This is a genomic window from Kluyvera sp. CHPC 1.2972, assembly GCF_036759925.1.
Taxonomy (GTDB): domain Bacteria; phylum Pseudomonadota; class Gammaproteobacteria; order Enterobacterales; family Enterobacteriaceae; genus Kluyvera.
Genome location: NZ_JAPKIB010000001.1, coordinates 378,205 through 394,795, shown reverse-complemented (window position 1 = coordinate 394,795; position 16,591 = coordinate 378,205). Strand labels below are relative to the sequence as shown.

The window sequence follows — 16,591 nt, the reverse complement described above, 5'->3', positions numbered from 1 at the left end:
GCTGCTGGAAGATCTACGCGCCAATAGCTGGAGCCTGCGCCCGTGCTGCATGGTCACCGCCTATCGCATTGCCCATTTCTGTTCGGTGTGGCGTAAGAAAAATGTGCTCAACAATCTGTGGGCCGCGCCGGTGCTGGTGCTTTATCGCCTCATCACCGAATGCGTCTTTGGCTATGAAATTCAGGCGGCGGCGACCATTGGCCGACGCTTCACCATTCACCACGGCTATGCGGTGGTGATCAATAAAAACGTGGTGGCGGGGGATGACTTCACCATTCGCCACGGCGTCACGCTCGGTAACCGTGGCCCAGATAGCCTGGCCTGTCCGACGCTGGGTAACGGTGTGGAACTGGGCGCCAACGTGGTCATCATCGGCGGCATCACCATCGGTAATCAGGTAACCATCGGCGCAGGAAGCGTGGTGCTGGACGATATTCCCGACCATGCGCTGGTGGTGGGCGAAAAGGCTCGAGTGAAGGTAATCAAATGAATATTCTGCAATTTAACGTGCGCCTCGCCGAAGGCGGCGCGGCGGGCGTGGCGCTGGACCTGCATCAGCGCGCGCTGCGTCAGGGGCTGTCCTCGCAGTTTATCTACGGCTACGGTAAGGGCGGCAAAAAGAGCGTCAGCCACGAGCGTTATCCGCAGGTGGTAAAACAGACCGCGCGTCTGACGTCGATAGCAAACCTGGCGCTGTTCCGCCTGTTCAACCGCGACCTGTTTGGCAATCTGAATAACCTTTATCGTCAGGTGACTCGCACCGAGGGGCCGGTGGTGCTGCATTTTCACGTCATGCACAGCTACTGGCTGAACCTGGCGGAGATGATTGATTTCTGCGAGCGCGTTAAGGCGCATAAAGCGGACGTCACGCTGGTCTGGACCCTGCACGATCACTGGAGCGTGACCGGGCGCTGCGCGTTTCTCGACGGCTGCGATGGCTGGAAAAACGGCTGTCATCAGTGTCCGACCCTCGACAACTATCCGCCGGTTAAGGTTGACCGTGCGCATCAGCAGGTGGAGGAAAAACGCCATCTCTTCCGCCGTATGCTCGCGCTCGGTTGCCAGTTTATCTCCCCCAGCCAACACGTGGCCGAAGCGTTTAATAGCCTTTACGGCCCAGGACGCTGCCTGATTATCAACAACGGCATTGATGTCGCTACCGAAGCGATTCTGGCAGAACTGAAGCCAATGACGGCGACCGCGCCGCGGCCGAAAATTGCCGTTGTTGCCCACGACCTGCGCTATGACGGTAAAACCAACCAGCGTCTGGTGCGCGACATCATGGCGCTCGGCGATAAGGTGGAAATTCATACCTTCGGTAAGTTTTCACCGTTTGACGGCGCCAACGTGGTGAACCACGGTTTTCTCACCGACAAGCGCCAGCTGATGAGCGAACTCAACCCGCTCGATGCGCTGCTGTTTAGCTCTCGCGTTGATAACTACCCGCTGATTCTTTGCGAAGCGCTCTCCATTGGCGTGCCGGTGATTGCCACCCACAGCGAGGCGGCAAAAGAGGTGCTGGAAAAATCCGGCGGTCATACGGTTGACGAAAGCGCGGTGCTTTCGTTGGTACAGCTGCCAAAAGCGGAGATTGCCGAAGCGGTATTTGGCACCACGCTCAGCGCGTTCAGCGCCCGCAGCCGTAAAGCCTATAGCGGACAACAGATGCTGGAGGAATATGTCTCGTTCTATCAGAGTCTGTAGCTATCTGCTGCTGCCGTTAATCTATCTGCTGGTGAACGTGAAGCTGGCGCAGCTTGGCGAGAGTTTTCCCATCACCATCGTGACCTTTCTCCCATTGCTGCTGCTGCTGTACGTTGAACGCATTAACCTGAAAAAGCTGATGATTGCCCTCGGGCTTGGCGTGGGGTTAACGCTGTTCAACTACGTGTTCGGCCAGTCCCTGGACCCGAGTAAATACGTCACCTCAACGATGCTGTTTGTCTACATCGTTATCATCATTGGTATGGTCTGGAGCATTCGCTTTAAAACCATTTCGCCGCACAACCACCGTAAGATCCTGCGCTTCTTTTACGTCGTTATCGGCATCGTGGTGATGCTGGCGGCCCTTGAAATGGTGCAAATTATTCTTTCCGGCAGTAGTAGTTTGATTGAGATGATTTCGAAATATCTTATTTACAGTAATAGCTATGTTCTGAACTTTATCAAATTTGGCGGGAAGCGCACCACGGCACTCTATTTTGAACCGGCATTCTTCGCTCTGGCATTAATCTCAATTTGGCTTTGCATCAAACAGTTTGGTATCAAAACCCCAAAATCTGATGCTATGATTCTCGCAGGGATAATTCTTTCAGGATCGTTCTCCGGGGTAATGACATTTATCCTGTTTTATCTGCTGGAGTGGGCATTTCAGTATCTGAACAAAGAGGCGATTCAAAAGAAATTACCGTTAGCAATTATTTCTTTAGGCGCATTTTTTGTTGGTTTGATATTTGCTGGCCCCTATATTGCAGAACGTATTGGTGACCTGGGGACGGAAGGTTCGTCATCGTATTACCGTATTATTGGCCCGCTGGTGATGGTCGGTTATTCGTTAACCAGTATTGATGGGGTGGTGCGCTTTGGTTCTCTTTACGAATATGTTGCATCATTCGGAATATTTAACGGTGCGGATGTCGGTAAAACCATAGACAATGGTCTGTATCTGTTAATGATCTATTTCTCCTGGTTTGCCGTGATATTAACAATCGGCTATCTGTATTGCGTGTTTAAAATGTTCATTAACGCTTTTGGGAATAATTGCAATTTCGCTGTGCAGCTGTATTTATTCACGCCGGTATCACTATTTTTTACCGGTTCGATATTTAGCCCGGAATATGCATTTTTAATTGTGTGTCCCTTTATTCTGCGTAAAGCGCTGAATATTGCCGACAACAGATGAGGTGGAACATGTTGTTAAGTGTGGTGACCGTGGCGTTTCGCAACGTGGAAGGCGTGATGAAAACCTGGCGTTCGCTGGCCCATCTGGCGAACGATCCGAGCCTTGCATTTGAGTGGATTGTGGTCGACGGTGGTTCGGAAGATGGTACCGCAGAATTTCTCGAAAAACGTAATGGACAGTACCAGTTACGCTACGTCAGTGAGCCGGATAAAGGGCTGTACGACGCGATGAATAAAGGCATTCGCATGGCGCAGGGCAAGTTCGTGTTGTTCCTTAACTCCGGCGACAGCTTTCACCCAGACGTCTCGCAGTTTGTCCGCCAGCTTCGTGGCAAGAGCGATGATGCCATGTACCTCGGTGACGCGATGCTCGACTTCGGCGACGGCACCCAGATTCGCCGCAGTGCGAAGCAAGGCTGGTATATTTACCACAGCCTACCCGCGAGTCATCAGGCTATTTTCTTCCCGCTGCGTGGGCTGAAAAATTATCCTTATGATGTGCAGTACCGCGTGTCGTCAGATTATGCGCTGGCCGCCAGAATGTATAAATCAGGTTATGCCTTTAAGCGAATTAAAGGGTTGGTGTCGGAATTTTCAATGGGCGGCGTGTCAACCACCAATAATCTGCAATTGTGTCGGGATGCTAAAAAAGTGCAGCAAGAAATATTATGCATGCCAGCCGTACTGACGGAATTATCTTATTTGTTACGCCTGCGGACAACCGGGAAAACCAAAGCCTTATATCACAAAGCATAAGGAAACAGGATGCAGGAATTATCTGGCTTTACGGTGCCCAAAGGTTTTCGCGGTGCCGGGGGCATAAAAGTGCAACTCTGGTGGGCAGTGCAGGCGACATTATTTGCCTGGTCTCCGCAGATACTCTACCGCTGGCGCGTATTTTTATTACGTTTATTTGGCGCAAAAATAGGAAAAAACGTAGTGATTCGCCCGTCGGTAAAAATCACCTACCCGTGGAAATTAACCATCGGTGATTATGCCTGGGTTGGGGACGACGCCGTGTTATATACCCTCGGCGACATTACCCTTGGGGCAAATTCCGTCGTTTCACAGAAATGTTATTTATGCACCGGCAGCCACGATTATCAGAGCGCGCATTTTGATATTAATGCCACGCCGATTGTGGTCGGTGAAAAATGCTGGCTGGCAACGGATGTCTTCGTTGCTCCCGGCGTCACGATTGGCGACGGCACCATCGTCGGTGCACGAAGCAGCGTTTTTAAATCGCTACCGGCAAAGGTGATTTGCCGTGGCAATCCCGCAGTGGTCACGCGTGAACGCGTTGAGAAAGTTACTCCCTAAACGGGACTATTTGAGGAAAATATAATGTCGAAAGTCGCACTTATTACCGGCGTAACCGGGCAGGATGGTTCTTATCTGGCGGAACTGCTGCTGGAAAAAGGGTATGAAGTTCATGGGATCAAACGTCGTGCTTCCTCCTTTAACACCGAACGTGTCGATCACATCTACCAGGATCCGCACAGCAGCAACCCGAAATTTCACCTGCACTATGGCGATTTGACCGACAGTTCCAACCTGACGCGTATTCTGCAGGAAGTGCAGCCGGACGAAGTGTACAACCTCGGTGCGATGAGCCACGTGGCCGTGTCGTTTGAATCCCCGGAATATACCGCCGATGTGGATGCGATGGGCACGCTGCGCCTGCTGGAAGCTATCCGCTTCCTGGGCCTGGAGAAGAAAACCCGTTTCTATCAGGCGTCCACCTCTGAACTGTACGGCCTGGTGCAAGAGATCCCGCAGAAAGAGACCACGCCGTTCTACCCACGCTCGCCGTATGCTGTTGCCAAGCTTTATGCCTACTGGATCACCGTCAACTACCGTGAATCCTACGGCATGTACGCCTGTAACGGCATCCTGTTCAACCACGAATCCCCGCGCCGCGGCGAAACCTTCGTCACCCGCAAAATCACCCGTGCGATTGCCAATATTGCCCAGGGTCTGGAGAAGTGCCTGTACCTCGGCAACATGGACTCTCTGCGTGACTGGGGCCATGCCAAAGACTACGTCAAAATGCAGTGGATGATGCTGCAGCAGGAACAGCCGGAAGATTTCGTTATCGCCACCGGCGTGCAGTATTCCGTGCGCCAGTTCGTTGAAATGGCGGCAGCACAGCTCGGTATCAAACTGCGCTTTGAAGGCACTGGTGTGGAAGAGAAGGGAATTGTGGTCTCCGTCACCGGTCATGATGCGCCGGGTGTGAAGCCGGGTGATGTGATGGTGGCCGTTGACCCACGCTACTTCCGTCCGGCGGAAGTGGAAACCCTGCTGGGCGACCCAACCAAAGCGCACGAAAAACTGGGCTGGAAACCGGAAATCACCCTGCAGGAGATGGTCTCTGAAATGGTCGCCAAAGACCTTGAAGCGGCGAAAAAACATTCCCTGCTGAAATCCCACGGTTACGAAGTGGCGATTGCGCTGGAGTCTTAAGCATGACCAGAGAACGTATTTTTGTGGCGGGCCACCGGGGAATGGTGGGCTCTGCCATCGTCCGACAGCTTGAGCTGCGCGGCGACGTGGATCTGGTTCTGCGCAGCCGCGACGAGCTTAACCTGCTGGACAGCCGCGAGGTGCATGACTTCTTCGCCCGCGAAAATATCACTCAGGTGTATCTGGCAGCGGCGAAGGTGGGCGGTATTGTCGCCAACAACACCTTCCCGGCGGACTTCATCTACGAAAACATGATGATTGAAAGCAACATCATTCACGCGGCGCATACGCACAACGTGAACAAGCTGCTGTTTCTCGGTTCATCCTGTATTTATCCGAAGATGGCCAACCAGCCGATGCACGAGAGCGAACTGCTGCAGGGTACGCTGGAAGCCACCAATGAGCCGTACGCGATTGCCAAAATCGCCGGGATCAAGCTGTGCGAATCCTACAACCGTCAGCACAATCGCGACTATCGCTCGGTGATGCCGACCAACCTGTACGGGCCGAACGATAACTTCCACCCGAGCAACTCCCACGTGATCCCGGCGCTGCTGCGCCGCTTCCACGAGGCGGTGCAGAAGAATGATGCCGACGTGGTGGTGTGGGGCAGCGGTACGCCGATGCGCGAGTTCCTTCACGTCGATGATATGGCGGCCGCCAGCATCCACGTGATGGAGCTGGACCGCAGCGTGTGGCTCGACAACACCCAGCCAATGCTGTCGCACATTAACGTCGGCACCGGCGTTGACTGCACCATCCGCGAGCTGGCGCAGACGCTGGCAAAAGTGGTGGGCTTCAAAGGCCGCGTGGTGTTCGACGCCACCAAGCCGGACGGGACGCCGCGCAAGCTGCTCGACGTATCGCGCCTGCATCAACTGGGCTGGTATCACGAGATTTCACTGGAGGCTGGGCTTGCCAGCACCTACCAGTGGTTCCTCGAAAACCAGCACCGCTTCCGGGGGTAACGCATGTTTCTGAGCGAGGAGGCGTTTGCCACCGTGGTACAGTCTACGCCGCTGATTTCCATCGACCTGATCGTGGAGAACGCGCAGGGCGAGTTTCTGCTGGGTAAACGCACCAACCGTCCGGCGCAGGGGTACTGGTTTGTCCCCGGCGGACGGGTACAGAAAGATGAACTGCTGGCCGAGGCGTTTGCTCGCCTCACCCAGGCGGAACTGGGGCTGAGCCTGCCGATGACGGTAGGCCGCTTCTACGGCGTCTGGCAGCATTTTTATGACGACAACTTCTCGGGCGCGGACTTCTCAACTCACTACATCGTACTGGGGTTCCGCCTGCAGGTGGACGCCGAGGCGCTCACGCTTCCGGAAGCTCAGCATAACGACTATCGCTGGATGAGTCCTAAGGCGCTGCTAGCGGCGGACAACGTCCACGAAAACAGCCGCGCCTACTTCCGGGTCGACAAAATGGCCGAGGTACCGGGCTTATGAAAATTCTGGTGTATGGCATTAACTACTCACCTGAACTGACCGGCATCGGCAAATACACCGGCGAGATGGTGGAGTGGATGGCGCGTCAGGGCCACGAGGTACGGGTGATTACCGCACCGCCGTACTACCCGGAGTGGCAGGTTGGCGTGAACTACTCCAGCTGGCGCTACCGCCGGGAAGAGGGTGATGCCACCGTGTGGCGCTGCCCGCTGTACGTGCCGAAGCAGCCCTCGACGCTCAAGCGCCTGCTGCATCTTGGCAGCTTTGCGCTCAGCAGCTTCTTCCCGCTGATGGCCCAGCGGCGCTGGAAGCCGGACCGCATTATCGGCGTCGTGCCGACCCTGTTTTGCACGCCGGGCATGCGCCTGTTAGGCAAACTCTCCGGGGCGCGTACGCTGCTGCATATTCAGGATTATGAAGTCGACGCCATGTTAGGGCTCGGCATGGCCGGTAAAGGCAAGTCCGGCAAGGTGGCGAAGCTCGCCAGCGCCTTTGAGCGCAGCGGCCTGCACAACGTCGACAACGTTTCGACTATCTCGCGTTCGATGATGAACAAAGCCTGTGAGAAAGGCGTTCCGACAGAGAAGGTGATCTTCTTCCCTAACTGGTCTGAGGTTTCCCGCTTCCGCGAGGTGCCTGAAACGCTGGTTATCGCGCTGCGTCAGCGGCTGGGGCTGCCCGATGACCGCAAGATAGTGCTTTATTCCGGCAACATCGGCGAAAAGCAGGGGCTGGAAAGCGTGATTAGCGCGGCGGAACAGTTTCGTGAACAGCCGCTGCTGTTTGTGATTGTCGGCCAGGGCGGCGGCAAAGCGCGGCTGGAAAAAATGGCCACTGAACGCGGGCTGGATAACGTGAAGTTCCTGCCGCTGCAATCCTATGAAGATTTACCCGCCCTGCTGGCAATGGGCGACTGCCATCTGGTTATCCAGAAACGCGGCGCGGCGGATGCGGTACTGCCGTCCAAACTGACCAATATTCTGGCGGTGGGCGGTAACGCGGTGATCACCGCAGAGGCGGACACCGAGCTTGGACAGCTGTGTCTCGACAACCCAGGCATAGCGGTGTGCGTCACGCCTGAATCGGTTCCGTCGCTGGTGGAAGGAATTGAACAGGCGCTGAGTATGCCAAAACGCAACGCGGTAGCCCGCGCCTGGGCAGAACGCTCGCTCGAAAAAGAGCACGTTCTTAACCAATTTATTGCTGATATTCGGGGTTAAACGATGAGTCAATCTACGCTTTTCCCGGTCGTGATGGCCGGTGGCTCGGGCAGCCGCCTGTGGCCATTGTCCCGAGTGCTCTACCCCAAGCAGTTCCTGTGCCTGAAAGGGGACATGACCATGCTGCAGGCCACGGTTAACCGCCTGGAAGGGGTGAAATGCGCGAGTCCGGTGGTTATCTGCAACGAGCAGCACCGTTTTATCGTCGCTGAGCAGTTGCGCCAGCTGAACAAGCTGACCGAAAACATCATTCTGGAACCCGCCGGACGCAACACCGCCCCGGCGATTGCGCTGGCCGCGCTGGCCGCTGTTCGCCGTGAGCCGGATAACGACCCGCTGATGCTGGTGCTGGCGGCAGACCACGTCATTCAGGACGAAGATGCCTTCCGCGCCGCGGTACGCGATGCCACGCCGTACGCCGAAAGCGGCAAGCTGGTGACGTTCGGTATCGTGCCGAGCCTGCCGGAAACCGGCTATGGCTATATTCGGCGCGGCAACGTGAGCCCGGCTGCCGGTGAGGCGCTGGCTTTTGAAGTGGCGCAGTTTGTCGAAAAACCGAATCTTGATACCGCTCAGGCCTACGTTGCCTGCGGTGAATACTACTGGAACAGCGGCATGTTCCTGTTCCGCGCCGGGCGTTACCTGGAAGAGCTGGGCAAATATCGCCCGGACATTCTGAGTGCCTGTGAAAAAGCGATGAACGTCACCGACCCGGATCTCGATTTTATCCGCGTTGAGGAAGAGGCCTTCCTGAGCTGCCCGGACGAGTCTATCGACTATGCGGTGATGGAACGCACCCACGACGCGGTCGTGGTGCCGATGGACGCAGGCTGGAGCGACGTAGGTTCCTGGTCATCGCTGTGGGAAATCAGCAACCATACGCCGGAAGGCAACGTGCACCACGGCGATGTGATCAGCCATAAAACCGAGAACAGCTACGTCTACGCGGAATCCGGCCTGGTGACGACCGTCGGGGTAAAGGATTTGGTGGTGGTGCAGACCAAAGACGCGGTGCTTATCGCCGATCGCAACGCGGTGCAGGACGTGAAAAAGGTGGTCGAGAAAATTAAGGCCGATGGCCGTCACGAACACCATATTCATCGTGAAGTCTATCGCCCGTGGGGCAAATACGACTCTATCGACTCCGGCGATCGCTACCAGGTGAAGCGCATCACCGTGAAGCCGGGCGAGGGGCTCTCTCTGCAGATGCATCACCACCGGGCCGAACACTGGATTGTGGTGGCTGGCACCGCCAAAGTGACCCTCAATGATGAGATCACCCTGCTGGGTGAAAACGAATCCATCTACATCCCGCTGGGCGTGACCCACTGTCTGGAAAACCCGGGGAAAATTCCGCTCGACCTGATTGAAGTGCGCTCCGGCGCCTATCTCGAAGAGGACGACGTGGTGCGATTCGCCGACCGCTACGGGCGCGTGTAGCGCGCCTATTCTGCCGGATGGCGCAGCGCCATCCGGCAACTCACGACATGAAAAATCATGACCCTCACCGGTCAGGGCTAACTGCTGCCTGAAGAAAGGTAAAAACATGAAAAAGCTGACCTGTTTTAAAGCCTATGATATTCGCGGCAAGCTGGGCGAAGAGCTGAACGAAGAGATTGCCTGCCGCATTGGTCGCGCCTATGGCGAGTACCTGAAACCGAAAACCGTGGTGCTGGGCGGCGACGTACGCCTGACCAGCGAAGCGTTGAAGTTGGCGCTGGCGCGCGGCCTGCGCGATGCGGGCGTGGATGTGCTGGATATTGGCCTTGCCGGTACCGAAGAGATCTATTTCGCCACCTTCCATCTCGGCGTGGATGGCGGTATTGAAGTGACTGCCAGCCATAACCCGATGGATTACAACGGCATGAAGCTGGTGCGTGAAGGCGCGCGTCCCATCAGCGGCGACACCGGGCTGCGTGATATTCAGCGCCTGGCGGAAGAGAACGTCTTCCCGCCGGTGGACGAAGCAAAACGCGGTAGCTATCAGCACATTAACCTGCGCGATGCCTACGTTGACCATCTGCTGGGCTATATCGACGTGAAAAATCTCACCCCGCTCAAGCTGGTGATTAACTCCGGCAACGGCGCGGCGGGCCCGGTTATTGATGCGCTGGAAGCCCGTTTCAAGGCACTGAACGTGCCGGTCAGCCTGATTAAGGTACATAACAACCCGGACGGCAACTTCCCGCACGGTATTCCTAACCCGCTGCTGCCGGAGTGCCGCGACGACACCCGTGATGCGGTGCTGAAGTACGGTGCCGATATGGGTATCGCCTTTGACGGTGATTTCGACCGCTGCTTCCTGTTCGACGAGCAGGGGCAGTTTATCGAAGGCTACTACATCGTTGGCCTGCTGGCGGCAGCCTTCCTCGAGAAAAACCCCGGTGCGCGCATCATTCACGACCCGCGTCTGTCCTGGAACACTGTTGATGTAGTGACCGCTGCGGGCGGCACGCCGGTAATGTCGAAAACCGGCCACGCGTTTATCAAAGAGCGCATGCGTAAAGACGACGCGGTGTACGGCGGCGAGATGAGCGCTCACCACTATTTCCGTGATTTTGCCTACTGCGACAGCGGGATGATCCCGTGGCTGCTGGTAAGCGAACTGCTGTGCCTGAAGGGCAAAACCCTGGGGCAACTAGTGCATGACCGTATGGCGGCGTTCCCGGCAAGCGGAGAGATCAACAGCCAGCTGAAAGCGCCGTCGGAGGCGATTGCCCGGGTAGAGGCGCATTTTGCCGGCAGCGCGCTGGAGATTGACCGCACCGACGGCATCAGCCTGGCGTTCGCCGACTGGCGCTTTAATCTGCGCTCGTCGAATACCGAACCGGTGGTGCGTCTGAACGTGGAGTCTCGCGGCAATACACCGCTGATGCATGCGCGAACGCAGGACATTCTGGCGCTGCTTAATCAGTAATAACTGCCCCCTCACCCTAACCCTCTCCCCACAGGGGAGAGGGGAGTGTCCGGTTTTCTCCCTCGCCCCTGCGGGGAGAGGGCCGGGGTGAGGGGGAACACATTGAATAGGACCAACGATGACGACTCTAAAAAAGCGCGAACGAGCCAAAACGAATGCATCGTTAATCTCCATGGTGCAACGTTTCTCAGATATCACCATCATGATAGGTGGGCTGTGGCTGGTGTGTCAGGCGGTCGCGTTGCCGTTTTTGTACCTGCATCTGCTGATGGCGCTGGTCACGCTGGTGGTCTTCCAGATGATCGGTGGGATCACCGACTTTTATCGCTCATGGCGTGGTGTTCGCATCACCACCGAGCTGTTGCTGCTGCTGCAAAACTGGACGTTGAGCCTGGTTTTTACCGCCGGGCTGCTGGCGTTTAACGATGACTTCAACACCAACTTCGCCATGTGGCTGGCGTGGTATCTGCTGAGCACCATCGGCATGCTGGCCAGCCGGGCGTTTATCCGCTACGGCGCGGGCGTGCTGCGCCATCGCGGCTACAACACCCGTTATGTGGCGGTGGCGGGCGATATGCCGGAAGGGCAGGCGCTGCTGGAGAGCTTCCGCAATCAGCCGTGGCTTGGCTATGCCGTGGTGGGCTGCTATCACGATGCGAAACCGGGCGGGGTGAATACCGATTGGATGGGCAACTTCGAGCAACTGCTCGACGATGCGCGTAACGGCAAAATTCACAACGTCTATATCTCCATGGCGATGCAGGAAGAAACCCAGATTAAAAATCTGGTACGCGACTTAGCCGACACCACCTGCACCGTGCTGCTGATCCCGGATGTCTTCACTTTCAACATCCTGCACTCCCGCGTCGAAGTGGTGAACGGCATTCCCGTCGTTCCGTTGTATGACACGCCGCTCTCTGGCGTAAACCGCGTCCTGAAACGACTGGAAGATATCGTGCTGGCCAGCGGCATCCTGCTGCTTATCTCTCCTGCGCTGTGCGGCATCGCGCTGGCGGTGAAGCTCAGTTCACCGGGGCCGATTATTTTCCGCCAGACCCGCTATGGCATGGACGGCAAGCCTATCAAGGTATGGAAATTCCGCTCAATGAAGGTGATGGAGAACGACAAGGTGGTCACTCAGGCGACACAGAACGACCCGCGCGTGACGCCAGTCGGCAACTTCCTGCGCCGGACCTCGCTTGATGAACTGCCGCAGTTTATCAATGTGCTCACCGGCGGGATGTCGATTGTTGGCCCGCGCCCGCACGCCGTGGCGCACAACGAGCAGTACCGTCAGCTGATTGAAGGCTACATGCTACGTCACAAAGTGAAGCCTGGTATCACCGGCTGGGCGCAGATCAACGGCTGGCGCGGCGAGACCGACACCCTGGAAAAAATGGAAAAACGGGTGGAGTTCGACCTCGAGTACATCCGCGAGTGGAGCCTGTGGCTCGATATCAAAATTGTTTTCCTGACGGTGTTTAAAGGCTTCGTCAATAAAGCAGCTTATTGAGGACGCAACATGGGCTTACGAGAAAAAACCATCAACGGCGCCAAATGGTCGGCGATGGCAACGGTGGTGATTATTGGCCTCGGTCTGGCGCAGATGACCGTGCTGGCAAGGCTGTTTGACGGCCACCAGTTCGGCCTGCTCACCGTGTCATTGGTGATTATCGCGCTGGCGGATACGTTGTCGGACTTCGGCATTGCCAACTCGATTATTCAGCGAAAAGAGATTAGCCAGCTGGAGCTGACCACGCTCTACTGGCTGAACGTTGGGCTGGGAGTGGCGGTGTTTGCGGCGGTTTATCTGCTGAGCGACACCATCGGCAATCTGCTGCATAACCCGGACTTAGCGCCGCTGATTAAAACGTTGTCGCTGGCGTTCGTGGTGATCCCGCATGGCCAGCAGTTCCGCGCGCTGATGCAAAAGGAGCTGGAGTTTAACAAGATTGGTTCGATTGAGACCGCCGCCGTGCTGTCGGGCTTTACCTTCACGGTGGTCAGCGCCTGCTTCTGGCCGCTGGCGATGACCGCGATCCTTGGCTATCTGGTTAACAGCGCCGTGCGCACGCTGCTGTTTGGCTACTTTGGCCGCAAAATTTACCGCCCGGGCCTGCACTTTTCGCTTGCCACCGTGATGCCCAACCTGCGATTCGGCGCGTGGCTAACGGCGGACAGCATCGTTAACTACATCAACACCAACCTTTCTACCCTGACGCTGGCGCGCATTCTCGGGGCGAGCGTCGCGGGTGGCTATAACCTCGCCTACAACGTGGCGGTGGTGCCGCCAATGAAGCTCAACCCGATTATCACCCGCGTGCTGTTCCCGGCGTTTGCCAAGATTCAGGACGACAACGACAAGCTGCGGGTGAACTTCTACAAGCTGCTGTCGGTGGTGGGGATTATCAACTTCCCGGCGCTGCTGGGGCTGATGGTGGTGAGCAATAACTTCGTGCCGTTGGTGTTTGGTGAGAAGTGGATGCACATCGTGCCGATCCTGCAACTGCTGTGCGTGGTGGGGCTGCTGCGCTCCGTTGGCAACCCGATTGGCTCGCTGCTGATGGCCAAAGCACGCGTGGACATCAGCTTTAAATTCAACGTGTTTAAAACCTTTCTGTTTATTCCCGCGGTGATTGTCGGCGGGGAGATGGGCGGCGCGATTGGCGTGACGCTCGGCTTCCTGCTGGTGCAAATCATCAACACCATCCTCAGCTACTTCGTGATGATCAAACCGGTGCTGGGGCCGGGCTACCGTGACTACCTGCTGAGCCTGTGGCTGCCGTTCCGGCTTTCGCTGCCTACGCTTATCACCAGCTATGCCGTCGGGCGACTGCTGGCGGGTAGTGTGTCGCTGCCAATGCTGCTGGCGCTGCAGGTGCTGGTGGGCGTACTCAGCTTCGCGCTGGTGATTGTGCTGTCGCGCAATAGCCTGCTGATTGAACTTAAAAAACCGCTCTGTCGGAACAAAAAACTGAAGATGTTATTACGCGTTTCGTAGCCCGGACGAGGCGTTTACGCCCACTCCGGGGAATCCCCGGCGTCACGGCGTTCGGCCGGGCTACCGATTTAGCAGCGTTGTTATCTGTTTTTGATAAATGAGCTTAACCCCTTTGATGAGGCCATGATGAAATTATTAATTTTGGGAAACCACACCTGCGGCAACCGCGGCGATAGCGCCATTATGCGCGGCCTGCTCGATGCCATCGTCCGCCAACAGCCGGACGTAGAAATGGACGTGATGAGCCGTTTCCCGATCAGTTCCTCCTGGTTGCAGGGGCGTGAGATTATCGCCGATCCGCTGTATCAGCTGAGCCAGAAGCAGCAGGCGGCAGGGGGCATGAGCGGGCGCGTGAAGAAGGTGCTGCGCCGTCGCTTCCAGCATAAGATCCTGCTGGCGAAGGTGACCGGCGTAGGCAAATTGCGCAACTTTGACATTGCGCCGGAGTTCCATGAGTTTGTGCGCTTCCTCGGCAACTATGATGCGATTATCCAGGTGGGCGGCTCGAACTACGTCGATCTCTACGGTTTGACCCACTTCGAATACCCGCTGTGCGCCTTTATGGCCAATAAACCGATTTACATGATTGGCCACAGCGTTGGGCCGTTCCAGAACCCGGACTTTAACCAACTGGCGAACTACGCCTTTGGCCGCACGAATGCGCTGATCCTGCGTGAAACCGTCAGCCGTGAGCTGATGGCGAAAGCGGAGATCGATACGTCGAAAGTGGAGCAGGGCGTGGATACCGCCTGGCTGGTTGAACACCGTAACGACAGCTTTGAACCAAGCTACGCGGTGCAGCACTGGCTGAACCTGACCGCCCAGCGTAAAACCGTCGCGATTACCCTGCGCGAGCTGGAACCGTTCGATAAACGCCTTGGCACCACGCAGCAGGCCTACGAGAAAGCCTTTGCCGAGGTGGTAAACCGGATGATTGCCGACGGCTATCAGGTATTAGCGCTCTCGACCTGTACCAGCATCGACCGCTACAACCGCGATGACCGCATGGTGGCGCTGCGTATGGCGCAGTACGTCGAAAACCGCGACCATTTCCATATCGCCATGGACGAACTGAACGACGTGGAGATCGGCAAGATCCTTGGCTCCTGCGACCTGACCATCGGCACGCGCCTGCACTCGGCGATTATCTCCATGAACTTCGGCACCCCGGCAATTGCCATCAACTATGAGCACAAATCCGCAGGCATCATGCAGCAGCTGGGGATGCCGGAGATGGCTATCGACATCCGCCATTTGCTCGATGGCTCCATGCAGGGCGTGGTGGCCGATATTCTGAATCAGCTTCCGGCGCTGGGTGAAAAAGTGGCGGCGGCGGTAGAAGGCGAGCGGCAGAAGGGCTTTAGCATGATTGAATCGGTGCTTAGCCGTATTCGGGAGGGCCGATGAAAGTCAGCTTCTTTCTGCTGAAATTCCCGTTATCGTCAGAGACTTTCGTCCTGAACCAGATTGTGGCGTTTATTGAGATGGGCCATGAGGTCGAGATTGTCGCGCTGCAAAAGGGCGACCTCACCAACACTCATGCCGCCTATACCCAGTACCGGCTGGCGGAGAAGGTCCGCTGGCTGCAGGATGAACCCGCCCGTGCGCTGGAAAAGCTGCGCTACCGTGCCTTCAGCACCCTGCGTGGCCTGCACCGTCCCGCCGTCTGGCGGGCGTTGAATACGCGTCGCTATGGGCAGGAGGCGCGTAACCTGATTCTCTCCTCCATCTGCAGTCGTACCCCTGCGCCGATAGCCGCCGATATCTTTATCGCCCACTTTGGCCCGGCGGGCGTGACGGCGGCGAAGCTACGCGAACTGGGGGTGATAGACGGCAAAATTGCCACCGTGTTTCACGGTATTGATATCTCCAGCCGTGAAGTGCTCAGCCATTATGGCGGGGAGTATCAGCAGCTATTTCGTCGCGGCGACATGATGCTGCCGATTAGCCAGCTGTGGGCTGAACGGCTACAGGCGATGGGCTGCCCGGCGGATAAAATCACCGTCTCGCGGATGGGGGTGAATATGGACCGTTTCTCGCTACGGCCTTTGAAAGCACCGGACGACTGCTTGCAGATTATCTCCGTTGCCCGATTGACCGAGAAAAAGGGCCTGCACGTAGCGATTGAAGCCTGCCGCCAGCTAAAAGCGCAGGGGGTGAACTTTCGCTACCGCATTCTCGGCATCGGCCCGTGGGAGCGTCGTTTACGCACCCTGATTGAACAGTATCAGCTAGAAGACCGCGTGGAGATGCCGGGGTTTAAACCGAGCCACGAAGTGAAAGCGATGCTCGATGAAGCCGACGTGTTCCTGCTGCCATCGGTGACCGGCGCGGACGGCGATATGGAGGGGATTCCGGTGGCGCTAATGGAGGCGATGGCCGTGGGGATCCCGGTGCTCTCTACCGTTCATAGCGGCATTCCGGAGCTGATTGAGTCCGGGGATTCCGGCTGGCTGGTGGCTGAAAACGACGCGCGGGCGCTGGCCGACAAGCTGAAGACGCTGGGACGGATGGATGCGCAAAGCCTCCAGCCCGTGCTCCAGCGGGCACGTGAAAAAGTGGAAACCGATTTTAACCAGCAGGTGATTAACCGACAGCTCGCGCGCCTGCTGCACACGCTTTGTTAAGGAGGGGC

At 56.8% G+C, this 16,591-nt stretch carries 15 protein-coding genes; all 15 read left to right on the top strand.

Features of this window, described 5'->3' with window-relative positions; all coding sequences use genetic code 11:
- The first annotated feature begins 1 nt into the window (after position 1).
- On the top strand, positions 2-490 hold the full coding sequence (gene wcaB, locus V6944_RS02015) for a colanic acid biosynthesis acetyltransferase WcaB (RefSeq protein WP_185667047.1): 489 nt from the start codon (positions 2-4) through the stop codon (positions 488-490).
- Complete coding sequence (gene wcaC, locus V6944_RS02010; protein WP_333497687.1) at positions 487-1,704, top strand: colanic acid biosynthesis glycosyltransferase WcaC; 1,218 nt, start codon at positions 487-489, stop codon at positions 1,702-1,704. Before wcaB ends, wcaC begins: the two co-directional genes overlap by 4 nt.
- Entirely contained in the window at positions 1,679-2,902 is a 1,224-nt protein-coding gene (wcaD, locus tag V6944_RS02005) for a colanic acid polymerase WcaD (RefSeq protein WP_333497686.1), read from the top strand. Before wcaC ends, wcaD begins: the two co-directional genes overlap by 26 nt.
- 8 nt (positions 2,903-2,910) lie before the next feature.
- On the top strand, positions 2,911-3,657 hold the full coding sequence (gene wcaE / locus V6944_RS02000) for a colanic acid biosynthesis glycosyltransferase WcaE (RefSeq protein WP_333497685.1): 747 nt from the start codon (positions 2,911-2,913) through the stop codon (positions 3,655-3,657).
- Between the two features lie 9 nt (positions 3,658-3,666).
- Positions 3,667-4,221 carry a colanic acid biosynthesis acetyltransferase WcaF gene (gene wcaF, locus V6944_RS01995; protein WP_185666985.1) on the top strand — a complete coding sequence of 185 codons (555 nt, stop codon included), beginning with the start codon at positions 3,667-3,669 and terminating at the stop codon, positions 4,219-4,221.
- A 24-nt stretch (positions 4,222-4,245) separates the two neighbouring features.
- The gene (gene gmd / locus V6944_RS01990) at positions 4,246-5,367 is read left to right on the top strand and encodes a GDP-mannose 4,6-dehydratase (RefSeq protein WP_185666986.1); all 1,122 of its coding nucleotides are present in this window, start codon (positions 4,246-4,248) and stop codon (positions 5,365-5,367) included.
- A 2-nt stretch (positions 5,368-5,369) separates the two neighbouring features.
- Complete coding sequence (gene fcl, locus V6944_RS01985) at positions 5,370-6,335, top strand: GDP-L-fucose synthase (protein WP_185666987.1); 966 nt, start codon at positions 5,370-5,372, stop codon at positions 6,333-6,335.
- Between the two features lie 3 nt (positions 6,336-6,338).
- Positions 6,339-6,818: a GDP-mannose mannosyl hydrolase gene (locus V6944_RS01980; protein WP_333497684.1), complete on the top strand. Its 480-nt coding sequence runs from the start codon at positions 6,339-6,341 to the stop codon at positions 6,816-6,818.
- Positions 6,815-8,038 (top strand): colanic acid biosynthesis fucosyltransferase WcaI, encoded by a 1,224-nt coding sequence (gene wcaI, locus V6944_RS01975; RefSeq protein WP_333497683.1) that lies wholly within the window; start codon positions 6,815-6,817, stop codon positions 8,036-8,038. The genes V6944_RS01980 and wcaI overlap by 4 nt, the downstream gene beginning before the upstream one ends.
- Before the next feature lie 3 nt (positions 8,039-8,041).
- Positions 8,042-9,478 (top strand): mannose-1-phosphate guanyltransferase, encoded by a 1,437-nt coding sequence (cpsB, locus tag V6944_RS01970; RefSeq protein WP_333497682.1) that lies wholly within the window; start codon positions 8,042-8,044, stop codon positions 9,476-9,478.
- A gap of 106 nt (positions 9,479-9,584) precedes the next feature.
- Positions 9,585-10,955 carry a colanic acid biosynthesis phosphomannomutase CpsG gene (cpsG, locus tag V6944_RS01965; protein ID WP_333497681.1) on the top strand — a complete coding sequence of 457 codons (1,371 nt, stop codon included), beginning with the start codon at positions 9,585-9,587 and terminating at the stop codon, positions 10,953-10,955.
- 118 nt (positions 10,956-11,073) lie between these two features.
- On the top strand, positions 11,074-12,468 hold the full coding sequence (gene wcaJ, locus V6944_RS01960; RefSeq protein WP_333497680.1) for an undecaprenyl-phosphate glucose phosphotransferase: 1,395 nt from the start codon (positions 11,074-11,076) through the stop codon (positions 12,466-12,468).
- Between the two features lie 9 nt (positions 12,469-12,477).
- The gene (locus V6944_RS01955; protein WP_333497679.1) at positions 12,478-13,956 is read left to right on the top strand and encodes an MOP flippase family protein; all 1,479 of its coding nucleotides are present in this window, start codon (positions 12,478-12,480) and stop codon (positions 13,954-13,956) included.
- A gap of 126 nt (positions 13,957-14,082) precedes the next feature.
- Positions 14,083-15,363: a colanic acid biosynthesis pyruvyl transferase WcaK gene (gene wcaK, locus V6944_RS01950; protein ID WP_333497678.1), complete on the top strand. Its 1,281-nt coding sequence runs from the start codon at positions 14,083-14,085 to the stop codon at positions 15,361-15,363.
- On the top strand, positions 15,360-16,583 hold the full coding sequence (gene wcaL, locus V6944_RS01945) for a colanic acid biosynthesis glycosyltransferase WcaL (RefSeq protein ID WP_333497677.1): 1,224 nt from the start codon (positions 15,360-15,362) through the stop codon (positions 16,581-16,583). The genes wcaK and wcaL overlap by 4 nt, the downstream gene beginning before the upstream one ends.
- Positions 16,584-16,591: the final 8 nt, after the last annotated feature.

Bases quoted from the DNA above. Each gene is read 5' to 3' on its own strand.
- cpsB (WP_333497682.1), top strand. From the start codon at position 8,042: ATGAGTCAATCTACGCTTTTCCCGGTCGTGATGGCCGGTGGCTCGGGC.
- wcaI (WP_333497683.1), top strand. From the start codon at position 6,815: ATGAAAATTCTGGTGTATGGCATTAACTACTCACCTGAACTGACCGGC.
- wcaL (WP_333497677.1), top strand. From the start codon at position 15,360: ATGAAAGTCAGCTTCTTTCTGCTGAAATTCCCGTTATCGTCAGAGACT.
- wcaC (WP_333497687.1), top strand. From the start codon at position 487: ATGAATATTCTGCAATTTAACGTGCGCCTCGCCGAAGGCGGCGCGGCG.
- V6944_RS01980 (WP_333497684.1), top strand. From the start codon at position 6,339: ATGTTTCTGAGCGAGGAGGCGTTTGCCACCGTGGTACAGTCTACGCCG.
- V6944_RS01955 (WP_333497679.1), top strand. From the start codon at position 12,478: ATGGGCTTACGAGAAAAAACCATCAACGGCGCCAAATGGTCGGCGATG.
- gmd (WP_185666986.1), top strand. From the start codon at position 4,246: ATGTCGAAAGTCGCACTTATTACCGGCGTAACCGGGCAGGATGGTTCT.
- wcaD (WP_333497686.1), top strand. From the start codon at position 1,679: ATGTCTCGTTCTATCAGAGTCTGTAGCTATCTGCTGCTGCCGTTAATC.
- wcaE (WP_333497685.1), top strand. From the start codon at position 2,911: ATGTTGTTAAGTGTGGTGACCGTGGCGTTTCGCAACGTGGAAGGCGTG.
- wcaJ (WP_333497680.1), top strand. From the start codon at position 11,074: ATGACGACTCTAAAAAAGCGCGAACGAGCCAAAACGAATGCATCGTTA.
- fcl (WP_185666987.1), top strand. From the start codon at position 5,370: ATGACCAGAGAACGTATTTTTGTGGCGGGCCACCGGGGAATGGTGGGC.
- wcaF (WP_185666985.1), top strand. From the start codon at position 3,667: ATGCAGGAATTATCTGGCTTTACGGTGCCCAAAGGTTTTCGCGGTGCC.
- cpsG (WP_333497681.1), top strand. From the start codon at position 9,585: ATGAAAAAGCTGACCTGTTTTAAAGCCTATGATATTCGCGGCAAGCTG.
- wcaK (WP_333497678.1), top strand. From the start codon at position 14,083: ATGAAATTATTAATTTTGGGAAACCACACCTGCGGCAACCGCGGCGAT.